Annotated in this window: 17 protein-coding genes and 1 pseudogene; 4 read left to right on the plus strand and 14 right to left on the minus strand. The window is 70.1% G+C overall.

The features are described 5' to 3' along the window. Positions 1-245 (minus strand): annotated as a pseudogene (locus tag QZV94_RS03050) (cell division protein FtsZ); the annotation flags it as partial. A 326-nt stretch (positions 246-571) separates the two neighbouring features. Here QZV94_RS03050 and QZV94_RS03055 point away from each other — a divergent pair. Next, positions 572-901: a transcription initiation protein gene (locus QZV94_RS03055; protein WP_293676330.1), complete on the plus strand. Its 330-nt coding sequence runs from the start codon at positions 572-574 to the stop codon at positions 899-901. A gap of 255 nt (positions 902-1,156) precedes the next feature. Here the strand turns inward: QZV94_RS03055 and QZV94_RS03060 are convergent, their stop codons facing one another. Together QZV94_RS03060 and QZV94_RS03065 are read right to left on the minus strand one after the other, a co-directional pair. After that, positions 1,157-1,807, minus strand: coding sequence for a glutathione S-transferase family protein (locus tag QZV94_RS03060; protein ID WP_293676331.1), 651 nt, complete (start codon positions 1,805-1,807; stop codon positions 1,157-1,159). Between the two features lie 46 nt (positions 1,808-1,853). Continuing rightward, the gene (locus tag QZV94_RS03065) at positions 1,854-2,999 is read right to left on the minus strand and encodes an amidohydrolase family protein (RefSeq protein ID WP_293676332.1); all 1,146 of its coding nucleotides are present in this window, start codon (positions 2,997-2,999) and stop codon (positions 1,854-1,856) included. A 119-nt stretch (positions 3,000-3,118) separates the two neighbouring features. Between QZV94_RS03065 and QZV94_RS03070 the strand changes: the two genes are divergently transcribed. Beyond that, on the plus strand, positions 3,119-3,943 hold the full coding sequence (locus tag QZV94_RS03070; protein WP_293676333.1) for a thioesterase family protein: 825 nt from the start codon (positions 3,119-3,121) through the stop codon (positions 3,941-3,943). A gap of 12 nt (positions 3,944-3,955) precedes the next feature. Here QZV94_RS03070 and QZV94_RS03075 read toward each other — a convergent pair whose 3' ends face one another. Continuing rightward, positions 3,956-5,047 carry a phytase gene (locus QZV94_RS03075; RefSeq protein WP_293676334.1) on the minus strand — a complete coding sequence of 364 codons (1,092 nt, stop codon included), beginning with the start codon at positions 5,045-5,047 and terminating at the stop codon, positions 3,956-3,958. Positions 5,048-5,139: 92 nt separating this feature from the next. On the opposite strand from QZV94_RS03075, the gene QZV94_RS03080 reads away from it, so the two are divergent. After that, a complete protein-coding gene (locus tag QZV94_RS03080; protein ID WP_293676335.1) occupies positions 5,140-7,479 on the plus strand; it encodes a TonB-dependent siderophore receptor in 2,340 nt (779 codons plus the stop codon). On the opposite strand, the gene QZV94_RS03085 is transcribed toward QZV94_RS03080, so the two are convergent. Continuing rightward, positions 7,476-7,847, minus strand: a complete 372-nt coding sequence (locus QZV94_RS03085; RefSeq protein WP_293676336.1) for a hypothetical protein — start codon at positions 7,845-7,847, stop codon at positions 7,476-7,478. The two genes, QZV94_RS03080 and QZV94_RS03085, sit on opposite strands and share 4 nt — an antisense overlap. A 464-nt stretch (positions 7,848-8,311) precedes the next feature. Between QZV94_RS03085 and QZV94_RS03090 the strand changes: the two genes are divergently transcribed. Continuing rightward, positions 8,312-8,992: a hypothetical protein gene (locus QZV94_RS03090; protein ID WP_293676337.1), complete on the plus strand. Its 681-nt coding sequence runs from the start codon at positions 8,312-8,314 to the stop codon at positions 8,990-8,992. A gap of 1 nt (position 8,993) precedes the next feature. Here the strand turns inward: QZV94_RS03090 and ftsA are convergent, their stop codons facing one another. The 9 genes from ftsA to QZV94_RS03135 form a co-directional block, all read right to left on the minus strand. Next, entirely contained in the window at positions 8,994-10,379 is a 1,386-nt protein-coding gene (ftsA, locus tag QZV94_RS03095; RefSeq protein ID WP_293676338.1) for a cell division protein FtsA, read from the minus strand. Next, on the minus strand, positions 10,379-11,143 hold the full coding sequence (locus tag QZV94_RS03100; RefSeq protein ID WP_367253828.1) for a cell division protein FtsQ/DivIB: 765 nt from the start codon (positions 11,141-11,143) through the stop codon (positions 10,379-10,381). The genes ftsA and QZV94_RS03100 overlap by 1 nt, the downstream gene beginning before the upstream one ends. Positions 11,144-11,216: 73 nt before the next feature. Further along, the gene (locus QZV94_RS03105) at positions 11,217-12,194 is read right to left on the minus strand and encodes a D-alanine--D-alanine ligase (protein WP_293676340.1); all 978 of its coding nucleotides are present in this window, start codon (positions 12,192-12,194) and stop codon (positions 11,217-11,219) included. Positions 12,195-12,503: 309 nt separating this feature from the next. Continuing rightward, positions 12,504-13,052, minus strand: a complete 549-nt coding sequence (locus tag QZV94_RS03110; protein WP_293676341.1) for a histidine phosphatase family protein — start codon at positions 13,050-13,052, stop codon at positions 12,504-12,506. After that, the gene (murB, locus tag QZV94_RS03115; RefSeq protein ID WP_293676342.1) at positions 13,049-13,948 is read right to left on the minus strand and encodes a UDP-N-acetylmuramate dehydrogenase; all 900 of its coding nucleotides are present in this window, start codon (positions 13,946-13,948) and stop codon (positions 13,049-13,051) included. Before murB ends, QZV94_RS03110 begins: the two co-directional genes overlap by 4 nt. Then, positions 13,945-15,366 carry a UDP-N-acetylmuramate--L-alanine ligase gene (gene murC, locus QZV94_RS03120; protein ID WP_293676343.1) on the minus strand — a complete coding sequence of 474 codons (1,422 nt, stop codon included), beginning with the start codon at positions 15,364-15,366 and terminating at the stop codon, positions 13,945-13,947. Before murC ends, murB begins: the two co-directional genes overlap by 4 nt. 46 nt (positions 15,367-15,412) lie before the next feature. Next, on the minus strand, positions 15,413-15,862 hold the full coding sequence (locus tag QZV94_RS03125) for a cupin domain-containing protein (protein ID WP_293676344.1): 450 nt from the start codon (positions 15,860-15,862) through the stop codon (positions 15,413-15,415). A gap of 25 nt (positions 15,863-15,887) precedes the next feature. After that, positions 15,888-16,982, minus strand: coding sequence for an undecaprenyldiphospho-muramoylpentapeptide beta-N-acetylglucosaminyltransferase (gene murG, locus QZV94_RS03130; RefSeq protein ID WP_293676345.1), 1,095 nt, complete (start codon positions 16,980-16,982; stop codon positions 15,888-15,890). 27 nt (positions 16,983-17,009) lie between these two features. Next, the coding region (locus QZV94_RS03135) for a putative peptidoglycan glycosyltransferase FtsW (protein WP_293676346.1) at positions 17,010-18,158 on the minus strand (1,149 nt) is incomplete at its 5' end.

An 18,158-nucleotide genomic window follows, 5' to 3' on the forward strand; every position in this document is an offset into this window, starting at 1 on the left:
ATGCCGACCTCGGGGTGGGCGCCGGCGCCGAGCCCTTGCGTCACCTGCACGCCGGGTTGGATGGGGCGCTGGGTTTTGGCGAACTGGAGTTGCTGGGCGTCGGTGTTGCCGACCACGAACTCGACGCCCTCGAGACCCGCGTCGATCATGTTGTTGCCCGCGTTGCCGCCGGCCCCGCCGATGCCGAACACGACAATGCGTGGCTTGAGTTCCGTGGCTTTCGGCGCGGAGAGCGAGATGGTCATGGACGTCCTGTCCTCTTCCCAGATGTCTGCGGTTCAGCGCCGGGCCACCCCCGGCCCGAAGCACCCTGGTAACGATGCGTTAAGTACGCGCCGACACCGTTAATCGAGAGTTAACCGCATACTCTGAGTCGGAAGGGCGTCGAGCTTTGCCGGAAAGGATTTTCCAGCTTGGCCGCAAGAGAAACGCCGCGAATCAACAGTAACGCCGCGGCGCCCTGACTCACGGCCCTGCGCGTATCGACGCCAGGAGAAACCGCTTGCATTACGGGGTCGGTTGATCAATCTCAGATAGATTGCAAGATGCAAGCGGCTTGAGAGACCGGATCATGCCCACGTTTCTCACCATCGGCTATGGCGACCGGGCGGGCTACGACCGCACCCCGCAGGCCGTTAAGGACGCCGCTCACGAGCAAGACGCCAAGTTGCGGTTCGAGGGCGCCGTTGTCGGCATCGCCGGCGCGCCGGTGCAGGTTCGCAATCCGGACGCTCGCGGTGTCGAAACCCGCGATGGACCGTTCATGTCGTCCGGCCTCCCCGTCGCCGGATTCGCCATCATCGAAGCCGACAACCTCGCCGCCGCGATCGAAAAGGTCTCGCGCGTCCCATGCGCCGTCGCGCATGGCGTCGTCGAAGTCTGGCCGTTGGAGTCGCTCTGACCCGCGCAACCGGCGAGCGGCCTGGTCGAGATCCAGGTCTCCGATCCAGCGGCTGAGATGGCCACTCGGGTCGATGCCGCGTTCCTTCAAGCACGTGACGGAGCGGTGATTGGCGGGACGGCCGGCCAACCCCCTGGCTCACACCAGCGCTTTCGACCTGGAACGCGTCGCCGCGGTGCTGATGCAGCACCGCCTGCATCATCGGGCTCGGCTGATCTCGCCGAGGCAGACGCATAGGACCTTCTCCATCGTGTGTCAGGCGGGCCCCGCCCCTGCTCTCTCTTCGTCAGCCGCCTCGAAGAGACGCATCTGATCGGCGTGGGCCTTGCTGAATGCGGGGCGGGCGGTGGCGCGGGCGACGTAGGCTTCGGTGGCGGGGCGGTCGCCGAAGGCGCGGACCAGGGGGACCCGCAGGACATCGGCCATCAGCAGGTCGGCGACGGTGAAGCGGCCGGCGGCCAGCCATTCGCGTTCGGCCAGAACCTGCTCGAGGTGGCCGAGGCGCTGCTCCATCCAGCCGGTGAGCGCGTTGTCCGCCGCGCCGGAGATGCTGAGGAACCACCACGGCACGGTGACCATCTCGATCGAGTTGAGCGCGGCGATGGTCCATTGCAGCGTCTCGGCCTCGGCGGCCGGATCGCGGGGCATCAGGCGGTCGCTCTTGCGCGCCAGGTGCAGGAGCCCGGCGCCGCTCTCGAAGATCTTCAGGTCGCCGTCGTCCAGGAAGGGAACCTGGCCGAAGGGCTGGCGGCTGAGGTGGTTGGTCGCGCGATCGTCGAAGGGCACCGTCCGCACGGCGTAGGGCAGACCGGCTTCCTCACACGCCCACCGCAGGCGCAGATCGCGCACCAGCCCGCGAGGGCCCTCAGGCGCCCAGTCCAGGGTCCAGATGGTCAGTTCGCTCATGCGGGATTTCCTGTCGGAGTCGCCGGCCGTGCGAGGCGCCAGGCCGTCACGCGCCCGGATAGAGGTCGGCGAAGTTGTCGGCGTAGAAGCGGCGCTTCACCGCCTCGTCGGCGCCGGCCAGGGAACGTTCGAAGCGCCCGATGGGGTCGCGGCCGCCCTCGGCGTGGGGGTAGTCGGAGGAGAACAGGTAGAGCTCCGGCGCGCTCTCGCGGACGAAGGCGGCGACGTCTTCGAAGGGATAGGGGGTGAAGCGCAGCTGGGCGCGGATCTGCTCGGAGGGCGGGCGGGACATCTCGGCCAGGTGTGGCTCCGACTTTGCCCAGATGCTCGCAGCGTGGTCCAGGCGGCGGATCATGTCGGGGACCCAGCCGGCGCCCAGCTCGATGATGCCGCCGCGCAGGCTCGGGTGGCGCTCCAGCACCCCGTCCAGCACCAGGGTCGAGATGAACCGCACGGCGGCGTGGTGGATCACCGTGAGGTCCTTGGAGCCGATCACCTCGGCGCCCCCGCGGGCCGACGGCCGGTCCCGGCCATCGTTCATCCAGGCCGGCTCGATGCTGAGCGGTGCGGAGCCGACATGCAGGATGAAGGGCAGGCGCCGCTCGGCCAGCATCGCCCAGATCGGCTCGTGGTCGGCGTGCCCCGGCGAGCGGCCGCCGGGCGCGCTGGCGGCGATCCAGACGGCGCCGAGGCCCAGGCTATGCGCATAGGCGATCTCGGCCATCGCCTGTTCGGGGTCGTCCAGCGGGACCATGGCCACGCCGATCAGCCGCCGGTCGCCGTTGCAGAACGCGGCCATGGCGCGGTTGTGGGCGCGGGCCGCCGCGTAGGCGACGTCCGGCGACGCCTCGAAGATCGGCCGCGCGCAGAAGGACGAGAACACCACCTGCCGGCGGAAGCCCAGGAGGTCGAGCGCGGCGGCGCGCTCCGTCCCGGAGAACGAGCCCAGGGCGTCGTGCCACTTGGGGCCGTGGGTGATCTGGTCGCCCAGGGCCATCAGGCGCTCCACCGTCGCCGCGTCGTGGCCGGCCTTGCCGATGTGGGCGGCGGGGTTGAACTGCCCCGTAGCCAGCGAGCCCATCGGCGGCATCCGGTCGCGCATCGCGGGGTCGGCATGGGCGGTGAGGAAGTCCGGCAGCTCCATCAGGTGGCTGTCGGCGTCGAAGATCACCCGCTCGCCCGCATAGGTCATGGCTGCCTCCTCACGCGGCGTCTTCGCGCCGGCGAACGCATATGAGCGGAAAGTCGGCCGCGCGGCAAAGCGTCACCGCGGGCTTTCGTGACGCCGCGGTGGGCGGGTAAAGGGGCGTCATGAGCGAGACTGAGACCCTTTCGATGGCGCTGACCCCTGCCGGGCCCGGGCGGTGGACCACGGTGGCCGGCGAGGAATGGCGCAACCCGGGCGGCGGGCTGTGGGGCGGCTACGCTATCGGGCTCTGCGTGCGGGTGATGGAGGCCGAGCCGGACGCGGTGGGCGAGGCGCTGTCCCTGACGCTGACCTACGCGGCCGCCCTGCCCTCCGGCGTACTCGATATCCGCACGCGCAGGCTGCGCCAGGGCGGCTCGATCGGGGTCTGGGAGGTTGAGGTGGCGCCCGCCGGCTCGGCCGAAGTGGGCGTGCACGCCATCGTCACCATGGCCCGGCGACCGCCGACGCGGCCGTTCGCCTTCGCCGCGATGCCGCAGGCCCCCGCCCCCGAGAGCCTGCCCAGCCCGGTGTTCGCCGGCGCCCCGCAGCATTTCGGAGCCTCCGCGCTGGAACGACGCTCGAGCGAGGGCTTCCCGCCGAAGGCCGGCGGCGATTCCCGCAGCCTGGCCTGGGTGCGCTCGCGGCGCGGACCGCTGGACAAGGCCATCCTGGGGATGATCACCGACAACTCCGCGCCGCGCGCCTTCTACGCCCTGGGCCCCTCGGCAATGACGACGACGCTGTCGCTCACCGTCTACCTGCACGGGACGGTCGAGGAGATCGCCGAGGTCGGTGACGACTTCATCCTGGTGGAGTGCGAGGGCCGCGTGGGCGGCGGCGGCGCCTCGGACGAACGCTCCAGCTACTGGCGGCGCGACGGCAAGCTGCTGGCCACCAGCGAACAGCTCGCCTGGTACCGCGAAGCCCGCCGCGAGCCGCCGGAGTAGCGGCGCCGCCGCTCAGAGGCCGAGGGCGCGTCGGACTTCGCGCCAGTCGACGAGCTTGAAGTTCTGGCGACCGCCCGTGGCGCCCTGGTCGACGTCGTCCTGAACGACCACCAGCCCCTCCCGATACGCCCCCACGGCCCCGCCCATCGCCGCGACGCCGTCGGTTCCTGTTACTGCGTCGACGCCGCCCGCAGCCATGACGCTGAAGCGGCCGCGATAGTGGGGCTCAGCGCCTTCCACGTTCCACACCGCGAAGGCCGAATCGCCCTGGCTGGAGGCGATCAGGTAGGTGACCGTCCCTTCGCGGAGCAGGGTCAGCCCCTCCACGTCGGGTTTCAGCATGGCCGACGGCGCCTCGGCGATCAGCCGCCCCGCCGCAGGGCCGGTCCCCAGGTCGAAGCGCCAGACCCCCCGCCCCTCCTCGCCCAGGTAGAGCCGGCCGGCGGAATCGTCGGCGACGCAGCCTTCGGGCTGGGTGGCCACGGCGAACCGGCGCTCCTCGGTGAGCTGCGGCTTGCCATCGGCGCCCACCGCCACGCGTAGCTGGCGCACCTGGCCGTCCGTGCCGTTGACGATCATGAGGAAGGCCTCGCCCCGCCTAGCCAAGCACAGGCCATAGGGCTCCGCCAGGTCGACGGGGACCGCGCCCCACAGGCTCAGCTTCAGGGTGGCGGGGTCCAGCAGGAACAGCGCGGCTCCGGCTCCCGGCCGTCCCCGGTCGGAAGCCGCCACCAGCACCCGCTCGCCCGCGGGCGTCGGAAAGCCGTCGCGCAGATCGACGTTGTTGGGCTTGCCGCCGGCGAGGTACTGCAGCAGCCGGCCGGCCAGGTCGTAGACGTAGAGCCCAGCCTGCTTGTCGGTGCCGAGGATCACGCCGCGGCTGCGGTTCGTGGGATCGACCCAGATCTCCGGGTCGTCGGCGGCATCCCGGGCCAGGGTGCCTACCGACGGCGTCTCCGCAGCGGCAGGGACCGGCGCGCCGACGCCCACGGCCATCCCGCCCGAGTCCGAGACGTCCTCGGGTCCAAGTGTAGAGCAAGAACTTGCAAGTAACGCTGCAATCAGTACCGACGCAGAACCGTCACGAATTTGCCGTCCAAACATCACTGGCTCCAAATCGGCCCGGAAATTAAGTGCTGCCTCGAATAGACGCGGCCGTGATCTTCCGTCAACGGCCGGCAACGGGGGCTTATCCTATGAACAAGGCGATGCTTTTCGCTGTGGTTTCGCTCGCGCCGCTGCTGGCCGCGACAGTGGCCTGGTGCGCTGACGGCGGCGCGGCGGCCGACGAGGCCGAAGCCGCGCGCACCGTCGAGGAACTGGTGGTTACAGGCGAGATCGCGTTCCGCAACCGCACCGAGGCGGCGGCCCCCACCCTCTCCTACGACCTGGACTATTTCCAGCGCTTTGAGCCGCTGACCGCTGGCGACGCCCTGAAGCGCGTCCCCAGCGTGGCCTTCCTGTCCGACGTGCTCGAATCGGACGGTGCGCGCCTGCGCGGCCTCGACCCTGGGTACACCCAGATCCTGATCAACGGCGAGCGGGTTCCCGGCGCCGGACTCGACCGCTCGTTCTTCGTCGACCGCATCCCCGCCGAGTTGATCGACCGGGTCGAGGTGGTCCGCTCCTCCTCCGCCAACCGCAGCGGGGACGCGGTGGCCGGCGCGCTCAACATCGTCCTGCGCGACGCCCTGGCGCTGGACGGGGGCTACCTGCGCGCCGGCGCCATCCGGCTCGACGACGGCAAGTTCAAAGGCACGGCCGGCGGCGTCTGGGGCGGCCAGGTTGGACCGGGCCGGATGCTGATCGGCGCCAGCGTGCAAGGTCGCCGCAATCCCAAGGACAAGTTCAGCCAGCGTTTCGACGAGCCCGATGGCGAGCTCGACAACGTCGAGGTTCAGACCGACGTCCGCGATGGCACGGACTATTCCTTCAACGCCGCCTACAACCTCGACGTCGGCGCCAGCAACCTGGACCTCTCGGGCTTCTTCGTGCGCACCGACCGGCTGCAGGCCGAGCGGTCCATCGAATACGCCGCCGGCGTGCAGACCGAGGCGCAGTTGGAGACGATCAACGTCAACGACCTCGACATCGTCACCGACAACTACGCGCTGAACGGCAGGTACAAACTCCCGCTGTTCGGCGGCGAGACCACGTTCAAGCTCGGCTACGCGGTGCTGGACGACGACCAGTCCGAGTTCGAGGACGAGACCACCTACGACGGCGACGACACGCCCTTCCCCGACGACGACGTCTTCGAAAGCACGCGCAGCCAGACCAACATCAAGGACCGCGAGTGGTCGGGGGCGCTGCAGCACAAGCTGAACCTGTCGGACGCCATCGGGATCGAGTTCGGAGTCCAGTTCGTCGACAAGGAACGCGCTACCGACATCCTGGAGACCGAGACGGAGGTCGAGATCGACGATCCGCCCGCACCGCGACCGCCCATCCCAGGGCCCTACGATCCCTTCGCGCCGGTCGACGGCGGCGTGAACACGATCGAGGAGCGGCGGATCGATCCGTATCTCATGGTGTCGGGGAAGTCCGGGCCGCTCACCTGGGAAGCCGGTGTCCGCTACGAGACCACGGAGTCGAAGATCGTCGACGAGACCGTGGCGACCGCCAACCGCGTCTCGAAGAACGACTACAACGTCTTGCTGCCGTCGGCGAACCTGCGCTACGCCCTGAGCGAGGCCAACCGGATCAGCCTTTCCATCTCGCGCACCGTGCGCCGACCCAACTTCAACTTCCTGTCGCCGGCCCTGCTGCAGGGTGAGTACGGTGACAACGACTTTCTGGGCAATCCGGGCCTCAAGCCGGAGAAGGCCTGGGGCGTGGACCTGGGCTTCGAACGCCGGCTGGGCCGCCGCGGCGTGTTCGGCGTCAACGTTTTCTATCGCGACGTGAAGGACCTGCAGGAGCTGGTGAACACCGGCGCCTTCTCGGACGAGGCCCGGGACAACTTCGACGACGCCATCGACGGCGGCGCTACGCCCGCCGAGGCCGCCGAGGAACTGACGTCATTTGTCCTGACCGCGGCCAACGTGGGCGATGGCGAGGTCTACGGCATCGAGGTCGACCTCTCCACGCCGCTGGACTTCATGGGCGCTCCGGACACCGGCGTGTTCGTCAACTACTCCCTCCTCGACAGCAAGGTAACCGATGCGTTCGGCTCGCGGCGCTTCAACGACCAGAGCAAGTACGTCTTCAACGTCGGCTTCATCCAGGACCTGCCGGACTGGGGCGCGGCCTTCGGCGCCACCTATCGCAAGCAGGGCGCCGCCTTCGGCCGCATCGTCGGCGAGGAGGTCAGGACCACTTATGGCGCCGACCTGGAGCTGTTCGTCGAGAAGCGCTTCGGCGAGCGCTTCGTGGTGCGTCTGACGGGCTCCAACCTGCTCGACGGGAAGAAGCGCGAGGTGTTCGACAAGTTCAACACGATCGGCGACCAGATCAGCCGGGACCACGACGAGTACGAGCTCGAATCCGAGAAGGCTGGCCCGGTATTCCAGCTGGTCGCGCGGGCCACGTTCTAGGCGAGGCTGCCGCCGGTGATGTCCCTGCGCCTCGCCCGCCTCGCCGTCGCCGCCAGTCTATTCAGCGCCGGCGGGGCGGCGGCCCACGATGGGCCGCACCGCTTCGACCCACCCGCGCCGCGGGCCGGCGCGCCCAAGGTCGAGCCCACAAGCCGCCGCTGGCTGGCGGGCGCCCACCACGTCCACAGCTGGTTCAGCGTCGGCTGGACGCCATCGGCCGACGGTAAGGCGCCGCCAACTCCGGTGTTGGCGGGCGACTCGCGCAACGCGATCCCCACCAACGCCAGGATGGCGCTAGCCCACGGCCTGGACTGGATGGTCTCGACGGACCACGGCGGCCCCAACCACGCCAAGCTCAACAGCACCAAGGCCTATCCCGACCTCCTGAAGGCCCGCCGGCAAACACCGCGGCTGATCCACTTCGTCGGGCTTGAGCTGGACACGCCCGGCGCCGAGCACTCCAGCGTCATCGTGCCGCGCACCACGGCCGAGCGCGCCGCGCGCTTCGGCATCGAACGCGGCTTCAACCGGCGCGAGCCCTGGCCAGAGGACCCGGCCTGGAACACCGAGGCGCGCATGATCGAGGCGCTGAAGCACATGCGCGACCTGCCCGACCCGCCAGTGGTGATCGCCAACCACCCGTCGCGTACGGCGACCGACGTCGGCGCCTACGGGCTGCTGTCACCGCAGGAACTGCGGGCCTGGAACGACACGGCGCCGAGCGTCGCCGTCGGCATGGAGGGCGCGCCCGGCCATCAGGCGAGCGGCCTCAAGCCAGACGGAACGCTGGCCCCCGATAGGCGCCGCGGGCGCCTATCGCCACTCGCCCACCTTGGGCGGCTTCGATCAGATGACGGCGATCGTCGGCGGGTTGTGGGACTCGATGCTTGGCGAGGGCCGGGGCTGGTGGATCACCTCGACCTCGGATTCGCACCGCCACTACACCGACGGCGGCAGCGACTTCTGGCCCGGCGAGTATTCCAAGACGTATGTGAAGGCCGAGCGGACGTACGAGGACGTGCTCGACGGCCTGCGCCACGGCCGGGTGTTCGTGACGCTGGGCGACTTGGTGTCGGAACTGGACGTCGTCGCGCAGTCGCCGGACGGCCGCCGGCGCGCGGAGATCGGCGGGCGGCTCCGGGTCCCCCGCGGCTCGGACGTGACCGTGGTCATCCGCCTGCGCGATCCCGCCCGGGCCAATTTCGGGGGGCGCAGGCCCGACGTCACCCGGGTGGACCTCATCCGTGGCGAGATGACCGGGCCGGTCGCCGATCGCACTACCGATCGGAACCCAAGTGTGCGCGTCGAACGCCGGTTTGGACCGCGCGACTGGGTCCGTGAGGGCGAGCGCATCTCGATGACCTTCACCCTGCGCAACGTTACCGCAGCCACCTACCTGCGGGTGCGCGGCACAGGCGGAACTGAGCTGGAGCCCAACCCGGACCCCCCCGGGGAAGACCCGTGGTCGGACCTGCGGTTCTACGCCAATCCGGTCTTCATCGACGTGGAGTGACCTACAGGTTGTCCCGAAGCCAGCTCGCCGCCTTCGTGATCACGTTGGCGCGGGGGTCGAGGGGTTCGCGGCGGAGCTTCGAGGACGAGAGCTGCTTGGTGGAGACCGCTTCGCGCGGGCCGAAGGCGGCGCGGTGGAGGATGCCGGCAGCGGCGGTGAAGGCCGGGCCGGAGGCCGCGTCGGCCAGGTGCGGGACGCGGCGCGGGCGGCCCAGGCGGACCGGGCGGTCGAACACCCGGACGGCGACTTCGCGCACGCCGGCGAGCTGGCTGGCGCCGCCGGTCAGCACCAGGCCCGCGCCCGGCTCGATGGGCGCGCCGGCGGCCTTCAGGCGGTCGCGCAGCAGTTCGAGGGTTTCCTCCACGCGCGGGGCGATGATGCCCTTCAGCAGGCTGCGCGGCGCGATGACCGGGCCGGCGCCGGGGTCGTCGCCGCGCGGCGGCGCCTCGATCATTTCGCGGTCCTCGTTGGCCGAGGCGATGGCCGAGCCGTGCAGGGTCTTGATCCGCTCGGCGCCGACGATGGAGGTCGAAAGGCCCCGGGCGATGTCCTGGGTCACGTGGTGGCCGCCCACCGGCACCGTCTCGACGTAGACGAGGCTGCCGCCGCGAAACACCGAGGCGGAGGTGGAGCCGCCGCCCATGTCGATGCAGACGCTGCCGAGGTCGAGCTCGTCCTCCTCCAGCGCGGCCAGCGCGGAGACGAACGGAGCCGCCACGACGCCGTCCAGCTGCAGGTGCGCGCGCTCGACGCAGGCGCCCAGCGTGTTGAACACGGTCTCGGCCACCGAGACGACCAGCAGCTCGACGCCCAGGGCGCGACCGAACATGGCGCGCGGATCGCGCACCCCGCCCTGGCCGTCCACCGACCAGGCGACCGGCAGGATGTGGATGGCGCGGCGGCCGGGAATCTTGATCTGCGAGAGCGCATTGCCGATGGCGCGGACCAGGTCGTTGTCGCCGATCGGCCGGGCGCCGATGGAGACGCGGCCCTGCACGCGGCTGGACGAGAGGGCTCCTCCGGCGGTGGCGATGGTGACGCCCTGGACGTTCACGCCCGCGACGTTCTCGGCGCGCTCTACGGCCTTGGCGATGGCTTCGGAGGCCTCGTCCATGTTGACGATGGCGCCGCCGCGCACGCCGCGCGACTGGACGTAGCCCACGCCGCAGGTGGTGAGTGTGCGATCGCCGCGGCGCACGCCCTCCGGCTTCATGATGAAACAGGCGACCTTGGAGGCGCCCAGGTCGACCGCCGCGGTGATCTTCGGCGGAGCGAGCGCCGCCTTCAGCCCGTCGCGGTTGTCCTTTCGCGGCTCGGCCTTGGCCCGGGGCTCGGCCTTTTTCGTCTCGGCGGCTTTCTCTTCGGGGCGTTCGGCGGTCTTAAGCATCAGGCGGGGCTCTGGTTCTGGGCGGGCGGTGCGGATGGGACAGCGGCCACGACCGGGCGCGGGCGCACGGTCATGGCGTCGGGGTTTCTGAGGTCGATTCGCTCGAAACCGAGGTCGAGAATGTGCGAGCGCAGGTCGAGCGCCTCGAGCTTCATCAGGGCCGCTTCCTGCTCGACCGCGGGGAGCTGGATCAGCGAGCCGTCCTTCAGGCGCAAGTCCCAGCGGCGGTCGTCGACGCGGACCAGCGCCTCCATACGCGCCATCAGCTTGGGCCGTTGCGCGAGCGTGGGCAGGATGTCCGGCGCGTGCTTGGCGCCGCCGGCTCCCACCACCAGCGGCAGGGTGGTGAAGCGGGCGGGATCAGCCTCCGGGATCTTCCGGCCGCGCTCGTCGATGACGAACGTGCGCCCCCCGTGCTGCCAGACGGCGAGCTGGCGGCGTTCCTTGACGGTGATCACCAGGGTGTCGGGGAGCAGGCGCACCACGCGAGCCTCCTCGACCCAGCCCACGCGGCCGACTTTGCCCTGCACCTGAACGAGGTCGAGGCCCAGCAGCGGCTGGCCGATGCCTACCCCGGCGGCCTTGATGATGTCGGGCCGGGCCAGCGCCGAGGCGCCCTCCACGTGGATCGCCTTGACCCGGAACCCCGCGTTGCCGAGCCGGTTGTCGAACCCCGAGACGACCGACTGGGCGATGGTCGCGCCCCGCTCGCCGGTAGTCAGGCCGACCGCAAGCGCGAGGGTCAGCACGCCCCCGGCGATCATCAGCACATGCTTGGGAGACAGCTTCGGCCGCGACGCCGCAGCGGCAGGGCGCTTGGCCGGCCTAGCGGGCGCCTTAACTTGAGGTTTCGCCTGAACTCGCGATCCCCCCCGCGCCGCGGGCATAAGCGTCCTCCGTGATCCAAAGCACCAGTGCGTCGAAATCCACCCCACCCGCCGCCGCCTGCTCGGGTACGAGCGAGGTCGGCGTCATGCCCGGTTGGGTGTTGACCTCCAGTAGGACCAAAACATCGTTAACGTCATCATAACGCAGGTCCGACCTGGTAACCCCTCGGCAACCCAGGGCGGCATGCGCCATCTCTGACAGTTTCTTCGCTTTGTCCGCTACTTCCGGGGGAATCCTCGCGGGAACGATGTGCTGGGAACCGCCCTCCCCGTACTTGGCTTCGTAATCATAGAAGCCTGTGGACGGTACGATTTCGGTAACGGTCATCGCCTTGCCGTCCATAACGCCCACCGCAAGCTCCATGCCGCGGATGTAGGGCTCGACCATGACCTCCTCGCCGAAGGTCCAGGAGGGGGCGATCACCTCCTGCGGTGGGGCGTTGGCGCCCTCGAAGACCAGGAACACGCCGACCGAAGAGCCCTCCGCGTTGGGCTTGACCACGTAGGGCGGCGGCAACACGTGGCGGGCCGCCACCTCAAAGCGGTTGAAGAGACCGCCGCCGGGGACGATCACACCGCCCGCCGCCAGCACCGCCTTGGCCTTGGCCTTGTCCATGGCCAGCGCTGAGGCCAGCACGCCGCAGTGGGTGTAGGGCAGGCCAAGGGTTTCCAGCACCCCCTGGACGCAGCCGTCCTCGCCCCAGCGCCCGTGCAGCGCGTTGAAGCAGACGTCGGGCTTCAGGCGGCTCAGCACCTGGGCCAGGTCGCGTCCGGCGTCGACGCGGGAGACCTTGGCCCCCAGCCGCTCCAGGGCGTCGGCGCAGGCCGCGCCGGAGACGAGGCTGACCTCGCGCTCCGAAGAAAGTCCGCCCAGGAGGACGGCGACGTGTTGTCCGGCCAATTTCTGGCTGGGAGGGGGCGCGGCCATGAGCGACTCGTAGCGGAGGAGTTCTTACCTGCGGGTGGACCGCCGCGGCAGGTCCGGTCAAGGGCGCGTGGAATTTCGACGCGGGTCAGGGGCGCGTGAGCGCCGCTTCATTCAACCGCGAACGAACGCAAACGGGCGCGAACGCGCGGTGGAGGACCGCAGGCTCCTGCCTTCTCGCTAGGAGGCCGGGGGTCCAGGCGAGCCGAGCGTCCGCAGGCACAGTGCGTTCGCGTGCGTTTGTTCGTTCGCGGTTCAAGATGACAGCGCCCGGCGCGTGCTCTGTAGGCGTGGCGGCGCAGCCGCCGGCCTTCAGGAGAACCGCACGATCAGGCCGCCGTCGGCGTCCAGGACGAAGGCGTCGGGGGTGTGCAGGCTGCGCCACAGGTCGTGGGCGTCGAGGCCGAGGCGGCGGGCGAGGTAGTGGCTGAGCACGGTGCCGTGGGTCACCGCCACCAGCGGCCGCGCCGGGTGCTCGGCGAGCGCCTTGGCGAGTCGCGCGCAGGCCTGATCGACACTTTCGCCGCCGGCGACGGGCTTGTTGGGCTCGGCGAACACCTGGGCGATGCGGGCGCGGAAGGCCTCCTCGGTGCCGAAGGCGAGCGCCGGGCGCTTGTGCTCGTGCAGGCCCTCGTCCAGTTCGACCTGGAGGCCCAGGGCGGCGGCGATGATTTCAGCGGTCTCTCGGGCCTTCGGCTCGGGGCTGGAGGCAACGGCGGCGGGCGAATAGGGGACGATGCGCGTCGCCAGCCGGGCGACGGCGTCACGGCCTTCGGGGCACAGCGGCCAGGTGGTGGGCGGCGCGTCCGGGTCGATCAGCGGGCGGCCATGGCGGACTAGGATCAGGGCGGGCTCGCTCATCCGGGCGTCCCGATCCTGCGGATTTCCCACTGCAGGTCGACTCCGGTCTTGGTCAGCACATCCGCACGCACGGCCTCTCCCAGGGCTTCTAGGTCCGCCGCCGTGGCCTCCCCCGTGTTGATCATGAAGTTGGCGTGCAGCGGCGAAAACATGGCTCCACCGTACAGCTTTCCGCGCCAACCGGCTTCATCCACGAGCTTCCATGAGGAATAACCCGGAGGATTCTTGAAGGTCGAGCCCCCGGTTTTCTCGCGGATCGGCTGGGTGGTCTCGCGCCGCCGGGTGATCTCCTCCATCCGCGCCTGGACGGCGGCTGGGTCGTCGGCGTGTCCCTCAAAGGTCGCCTCGACCCAGATGATGTCCGACGGAGCCTCGGAGTGGCGGTAGGTATAGCCGAAGTCGGTGCGGGCCAGCTGCCGCCGCTCGCCGCGGCGGTCATAGCCCCAGGCGGAGACCAGGACGTCCTTGGTCTCCGCGCCGTAGCAGCCGGCGTTCATGGTCAGGGCCCCCCCGATGGTCCCCGGGATGCCGGCATAGAACTCGAGCCCGCCGATCCCGGCCTTGGCCGCCGCTCGCGCGACGGCGGAATCCAGGGCCGCGGCGCCGGCCGTGATCCGCCTCCCCTCGGCGGTCACGGTGGCGAAGGCGCGGCCGGCAAGCCGGATCACCACCCCGGCCACGCCGCCGTCGCGTACGATCACGTTGGAGCCGACTCCCAGGACCGTGACCGGCACGCTGGACGGCAGGGCGTGGAGGAAAGCGGCTAGGTCCTCGTGGTCGGCCGGCAGGAACAGCAGGTCGGCCGCGCCACCGACCCGGAACCAGGTGAACGGCCCCAGCGGCTCGTCGGGCAGCAGCTTGCCGCGGACCGGCGGCAGGTCGGCGCGCCAGCTCATTCCGCGGCTCGGGCCAGGGCTTCCAGCTCGCCCGGAAGGGCGTAGGACCAGCTGGTGATGTCACCGGCGCCCAGCAGCACCACCAGATCACCCGGCGCGGCCTCGGCGCGGACGATGGCGGCCAGGTCGCCCGGACCGGGAAGGGCCAGCACGCGGCGGTGGCCGTAGCGGCGCAGGCCCTCGATCAGCCCGTCGCGGCTGGCGCCCTCGATGGGCGCCTCGCCGGCCGCGTAGACATCGGCCACGATCACCACGTCGGCGTCGTTGAAGCAGTGGCAGAAGTCGTCGAACAGGTCGCGCAGACGGCTGTAGCGGTGCGGCTGGACCACCGCGATTACCTTGCCAGAGGTCACCGCGCGGGCCGCCTTCAGCACAGAGGCGATCTCGACCGGATGGTGGCCGTAGTCGTCGATCACCCGCACGCCGTTCGCCACGCCGGTGGTGGTGAAGCGCCGGCGCACGCCGGCGAACTCCGTGAGGCCCTTGCGGATGTCCGCAGGAGACACACCCAGCTCGCGGGCGACAGCGATCGCCGCCAGCGCGTTCAGCACATTGTGGTCGCCCGCCATCGGCAGGTGCAGGTCGTCGAAGCTGATGAGGCCGCCGCCGCGCGGCTGCATGATGACGCTGAACCGGGCGCCGTCGGGGCCCATGCTCACATTGTGGGCGCGGACCTCGGCCTGCGGGTTCATCCCGTAGGTCACCAGCCGGCGGTTCTCGACCCGGGAGGCCATCGCCTGGACCTCCGGGTGGTCGATGCAGACGGCGGCGAAGCCGTAGAAGGGGATGTTCTCCACGAAGTCGCGGAACGCTCGCTTGACCGCTTCGAAGTCGCCGTAGTGATCCAGGTGCTCGGGGTCGATGTTGGTGACCACCGCGCACGTCGACTTCAGCTTCAGGAAGGTGCCGTCGCTCTCGTCGGCTTCCACCACGATCCAGTCGCCGGTCCCGACCTTCGCATTGGCGCCGTAGGCGTTGATGATGCCACCGTTGACCACCGTCGGGTCCAGGCCGCCGGCGTCCAGCAGGGCGGCGATCATCGAGGTCGTGGTGGTCTTGCCGTGGGTGCCGCCCACCGCCACCGAGAACTGCAGCCGCATGAGTTCGGCCAGCATTTCGGCGCGGCGCACCAGCGGCAGGCGCCGCTCGCGCGCGGCCACCATCTCCGGGTTGTCGGGCTTCACGGCGGTGGAATAGACGACGGCGTAGGCGCCATCCAGCTGGGCGGCGTCATGGCCGATGAAGATCTTGGCGCCCAGCTTCTCCAGCCGCTCGGTGTTGGCGGATGCCTTGGCGTCGGAGCCCTGCACCGAATAGCCGGTGCGCATCATGATCTCGGCGATGCCGCTCATGCCGATGCCGCCGATGCCGATGAAGTGCACGGGGCCGATCTCGAAGGGCACGGGACGACGGGTCATGGCCCGGTGCTACCGCATCTCGCCGCTGGCCGGAACCCTGGGGGGCTCACTCGAACCGGGATGCGAACCGTTGCGTCGCTTCAGCAAGGAAGCCTTCGCCGCCTGCCGGGTCGCCGCCGTCGGTGCGGTATTTCACGAAGAGCTGCTCGAAGCCGCCGGGGTGGAAGGTGATCAGCAACTCCACCGGCGCTGTGGAGACGTTGGCGTAGCCGTGCCGGGTTCCGGGCGGGACGCGGATGAAGTCGCCGGCGCTGAGGGTGGTCACCTCTGCGCCGAGCAGGAACTGCAGCTCGCCGCTGCGTACGAGGAAGGTCTCCTCGATCTCGGCGTGGAGATGCGGTCCGAACCCTGGCGCCGCCTGGGGCGGGCGGGGCGCGACAACGTACTCCATGAGCGAGTAGCGCCCGCCGGTGTCCGCGCCGGACACCAGGATGCGCCCCCGGTCCGGGCCGTCCTCGAAGGCCACGCCTCCATCCCTGCGAACCAGTTCGGCCATGCTTCCGCTTAGCACGGGATGGCGGTCAGGGGGCCGCCGTCCGCTCCACCACATCAGCGAGCCGCTCCGCCGCGTCCGGGATCGCCACGGAGCGCGAGGCCGCGGCCATGCGCGCCAGGCGCGCGGGGTTGCTGAGCAGGGTCTCCAGGGCATTGGCCAGAGACTCCACGGTAAGCTGCGCCTCGCGAGCGATCTCGGCGCCGCCGACGTCCGCCAGCAGCTTGGCGTTCTGGCCCTGGTCGTCGTCGAGCGCGATGGCGAGCGGGATCAGGATGGCCGGCTTACCGGCCACGGCGAACTCGCAGACGCTGCCGGCTCCGGAGCGGCCGATGACCAGGTGCGCGTCGCGCAGGCGGCTGGCGATGTCACGGAAGAAGGGGGCGATCTCGGCGTCCACCAGAGCGTCGCGGTAGGCGCGCCGGGCGGTGTTCATGGACTCCTTGCGGGTCTGCTGCTGGACGATCAGCCGCTTACGAAGGTCTTCGGGCAGGGCCTTGATCGCCTCGGGCACCAGTTCGGAGAGCAGCCGCGCGCCCTGGCTGCCGCCGGTGACCAGCAGCCGCAAGGGCCCATCCGGCTCCGGCGGGACGTAGGCGACCTCGGCCAGGGCGCGGATTTGCGGCCGCACCGGGTTGCCGACCACCGCGGCGGAGGCGGCCACCTTGGGCGGCGCCTTCTGCAAGGTCGGGAAGGCGCAGGCCACCTGCTTCACGTGCGGGGCCAGGAACCGGTTGGCTCGGCCCATCACCGCGTTCTGCTCATGGATCACCGTCGGACGGCGGTCCAACACCGCGGCCACCAGCGCCGGCACGGACGGATAGCCGCCGAAGCCCACCACGACGTTTGGGCCGATCTCGCGGAACAGGGCCCGGGCCTGCAGCGCGCCGCGCATCACCGCGAAGCCGGCGCGGGCCATGCCGATGGGATCGCCGCGCCGGAAGGTGGCGGCCGACAGGCCGATGCGTCGTTCCGCCGGGAAGTCCTGAGCCAGGCCCGCCACCCGCTCGTCCGAAGCCAGCACGATTCCCCAGCCGCGGGCGATCAGCGCCTCGGCCAGCGCCTGGGCGGGGAACAGATGCCCACCGGTGCCCCCGGCGGCGACGACGGCGATCTTACGCATGGGCCATCTTAGACAAGGGGGCGCGCATCAGCCGAATTCGCCGGCTTTGGCCAGGCCTTCGGCGGGCTGGTAGGCGCCCGGGCGGCGGCGCGTAAGCGCCAGCGCAAAACCCAGGGTCAGCCCCATGGCCAGCATGGAGGAGCCGCCGTAGCTGATGAACGGCAGGGTCATGCCCTTGGTCGGGATCATGTTGAGGTTCACCGCCAGGTTGATGATCGCCTGCTGGCCCACCAGTACGAACAGGGCCGCGGCCGCGACCTGCTCGAAGGGATCGGTCAGCTTCATGGCCCTTTGCAAGCCCCGGATCACCACGAAGGCGAAGAGCGAGATCACCACCAGCAGGAAGACGAGACCGAACTCCTCGGCGCCCACGCTGGCGGCGAAGTCGGTGTGAAGGTCGGGCACGTGGCGCTTCATCACGCCCTCCCCCGGCCCGCGACCGAACAGTCCGCCCGCCGCCTGGGCCACGGCGGCGGCGTCCACCTGGTGGGTGTCGGCCTTGTCCGGCGAGAAGAAGCGGTCGACGCGGCTCTGCACATGCGGGAACAGGAAGTAGGTCGAACTGAGCCCCGCGACGGCCGCCGTTCCCAACCCCATCACCCAGGAGATCGGGACGCCCGCCATCCAGAAGGCCGCCCCGAACGCCACGGTGATCAAGACCGTCTGGCCGACGTCCGGCTGGATCAGCAACAGGCCCACCGATACAGCGTAGAGCCCGAAAGCGATGGAGACGCCGGGCACGCCCTGGCCCTTCTGGCCCTCGGCGAACATCCAGGCGATCAGCACCACCAGGGCCGGCTTCATGTACTCGGAAGGCTGGAACGTGAAGCCCCCGAACTCGATCCAGCGGGCCGCGCCCTTGGCCGAGTGACCGATGAAGGGCAGCGCGATCATCACCGCGATCGCCGCCAGCCAGATGAAGAAGGCGGCCCGCCGCACGTTCCTGACGTCCAGCATCGACACCCAGATCATGATCCCCGCCGAGGCGGCGGCGAACACGCAATGGCGCACGGCGAAGTGGAACGGATCGCCGATGTTCATCCGCAGCGCCGCCGCCGGGCTGGCCGCGAACGAGACCATCACCCCGATGGCGATCAGCACCGCCACCATGCCCAGCATCCAGCGGTCGACGGTCCACCACCACACGCCGACCGAGGACCGGTCCGAACGCGGGAA

Source organism: uncultured Phenylobacterium sp. (genome assembly GCF_902826855.1).
Lineage (GTDB): Bacteria > Pseudomonadota > Alphaproteobacteria > Caulobacterales > Caulobacteraceae > Phenylobacterium.

What these genes read in the sequence shown, in the direction of transcription:
- QZV94_RS03080 (WP_293676335.1), top strand. Translation starts at nt 5,140, where the DNA reads ATGAACAAGGCGATGCTTTTCGCTGTGGTTTCGCTCGCGCCGCTGCTG.
- murG (WP_293676345.1), bottom strand. Translation starts at nt 16,982, where the DNA reads ATGCGTAAGATCGCCGTCGTCGCCGCCGGGGGCACCGGTGGGCATCTG.
- QZV94_RS03105 (WP_293676340.1), bottom strand. Translation starts at nt 12,194, where the DNA reads ATGGCCGCGCCCCCTCCCAGCCAGAAATTGGCCGGACAACACGTCGCC.
- murC (WP_293676343.1), bottom strand. Translation starts at nt 15,366, where the DNA reads ATGACCCGTCGTCCCGTGCCCTTCGAGATCGGCCCCGTGCACTTCATC.
- QZV94_RS03100 (WP_367253828.1), bottom strand. Translation starts at nt 11,143, where the DNA reads ATGATCGCCGGGGGCGTGCTGACCCTCGCGCTTGCGGTCGGCCTGACT.
- murB (WP_293676342.1), bottom strand. Translation starts at nt 13,948, where the DNA reads ATGAGCTGGCGCGCCGACCTGCCGCCGGTCCGCGGCAAGCTGCTGCCC.
- QZV94_RS03110 (WP_293676341.1), bottom strand. Translation starts at nt 13,052, where the DNA reads ATGAGCGAGCCCGCCCTGATCCTAGTCCGCCATGGCCGCCCGCTGATC.
- ftsA (WP_293676338.1), bottom strand. Translation starts at nt 10,379, where the DNA reads ATGCTTAAGACCGCCGAACGCCCCGAAGAGAAAGCCGCCGAGACGAAA.
- QZV94_RS03125 (WP_293676344.1), bottom strand. Translation starts at nt 15,862, where the DNA reads ATGGCCGAACTGGTTCGCAGGGATGGAGGCGTGGCCTTCGAGGACGGC.
- QZV94_RS03065 (WP_293676332.1), bottom strand. Translation starts at nt 2,999, where the DNA reads ATGACCTATGCGGGCGAGCGGGTGATCTTCGACGCCGACAGCCACCTG.
- QZV94_RS03070 (WP_293676333.1), top strand. Translation starts at nt 3,119, where the DNA reads ATGAGCGAGACTGAGACCCTTTCGATGGCGCTGACCCCTGCCGGGCCC.
- QZV94_RS03055 (WP_293676330.1), top strand. Translation starts at nt 572, where the DNA reads ATGCCCACGTTTCTCACCATCGGCTATGGCGACCGGGCGGGCTACGAC.
- QZV94_RS03060 (WP_293676331.1), bottom strand. Translation starts at nt 1,807, where the DNA reads ATGAGCGAACTGACCATCTGGACCCTGGACTGGGCGCCTGAGGGCCCT.
- QZV94_RS03075 (WP_293676334.1), bottom strand. Translation starts at nt 5,047, where the DNA reads ATGTTTGGACGGCAAATTCGTGACGGTTCTGCGTCGGTACTGATTGCA.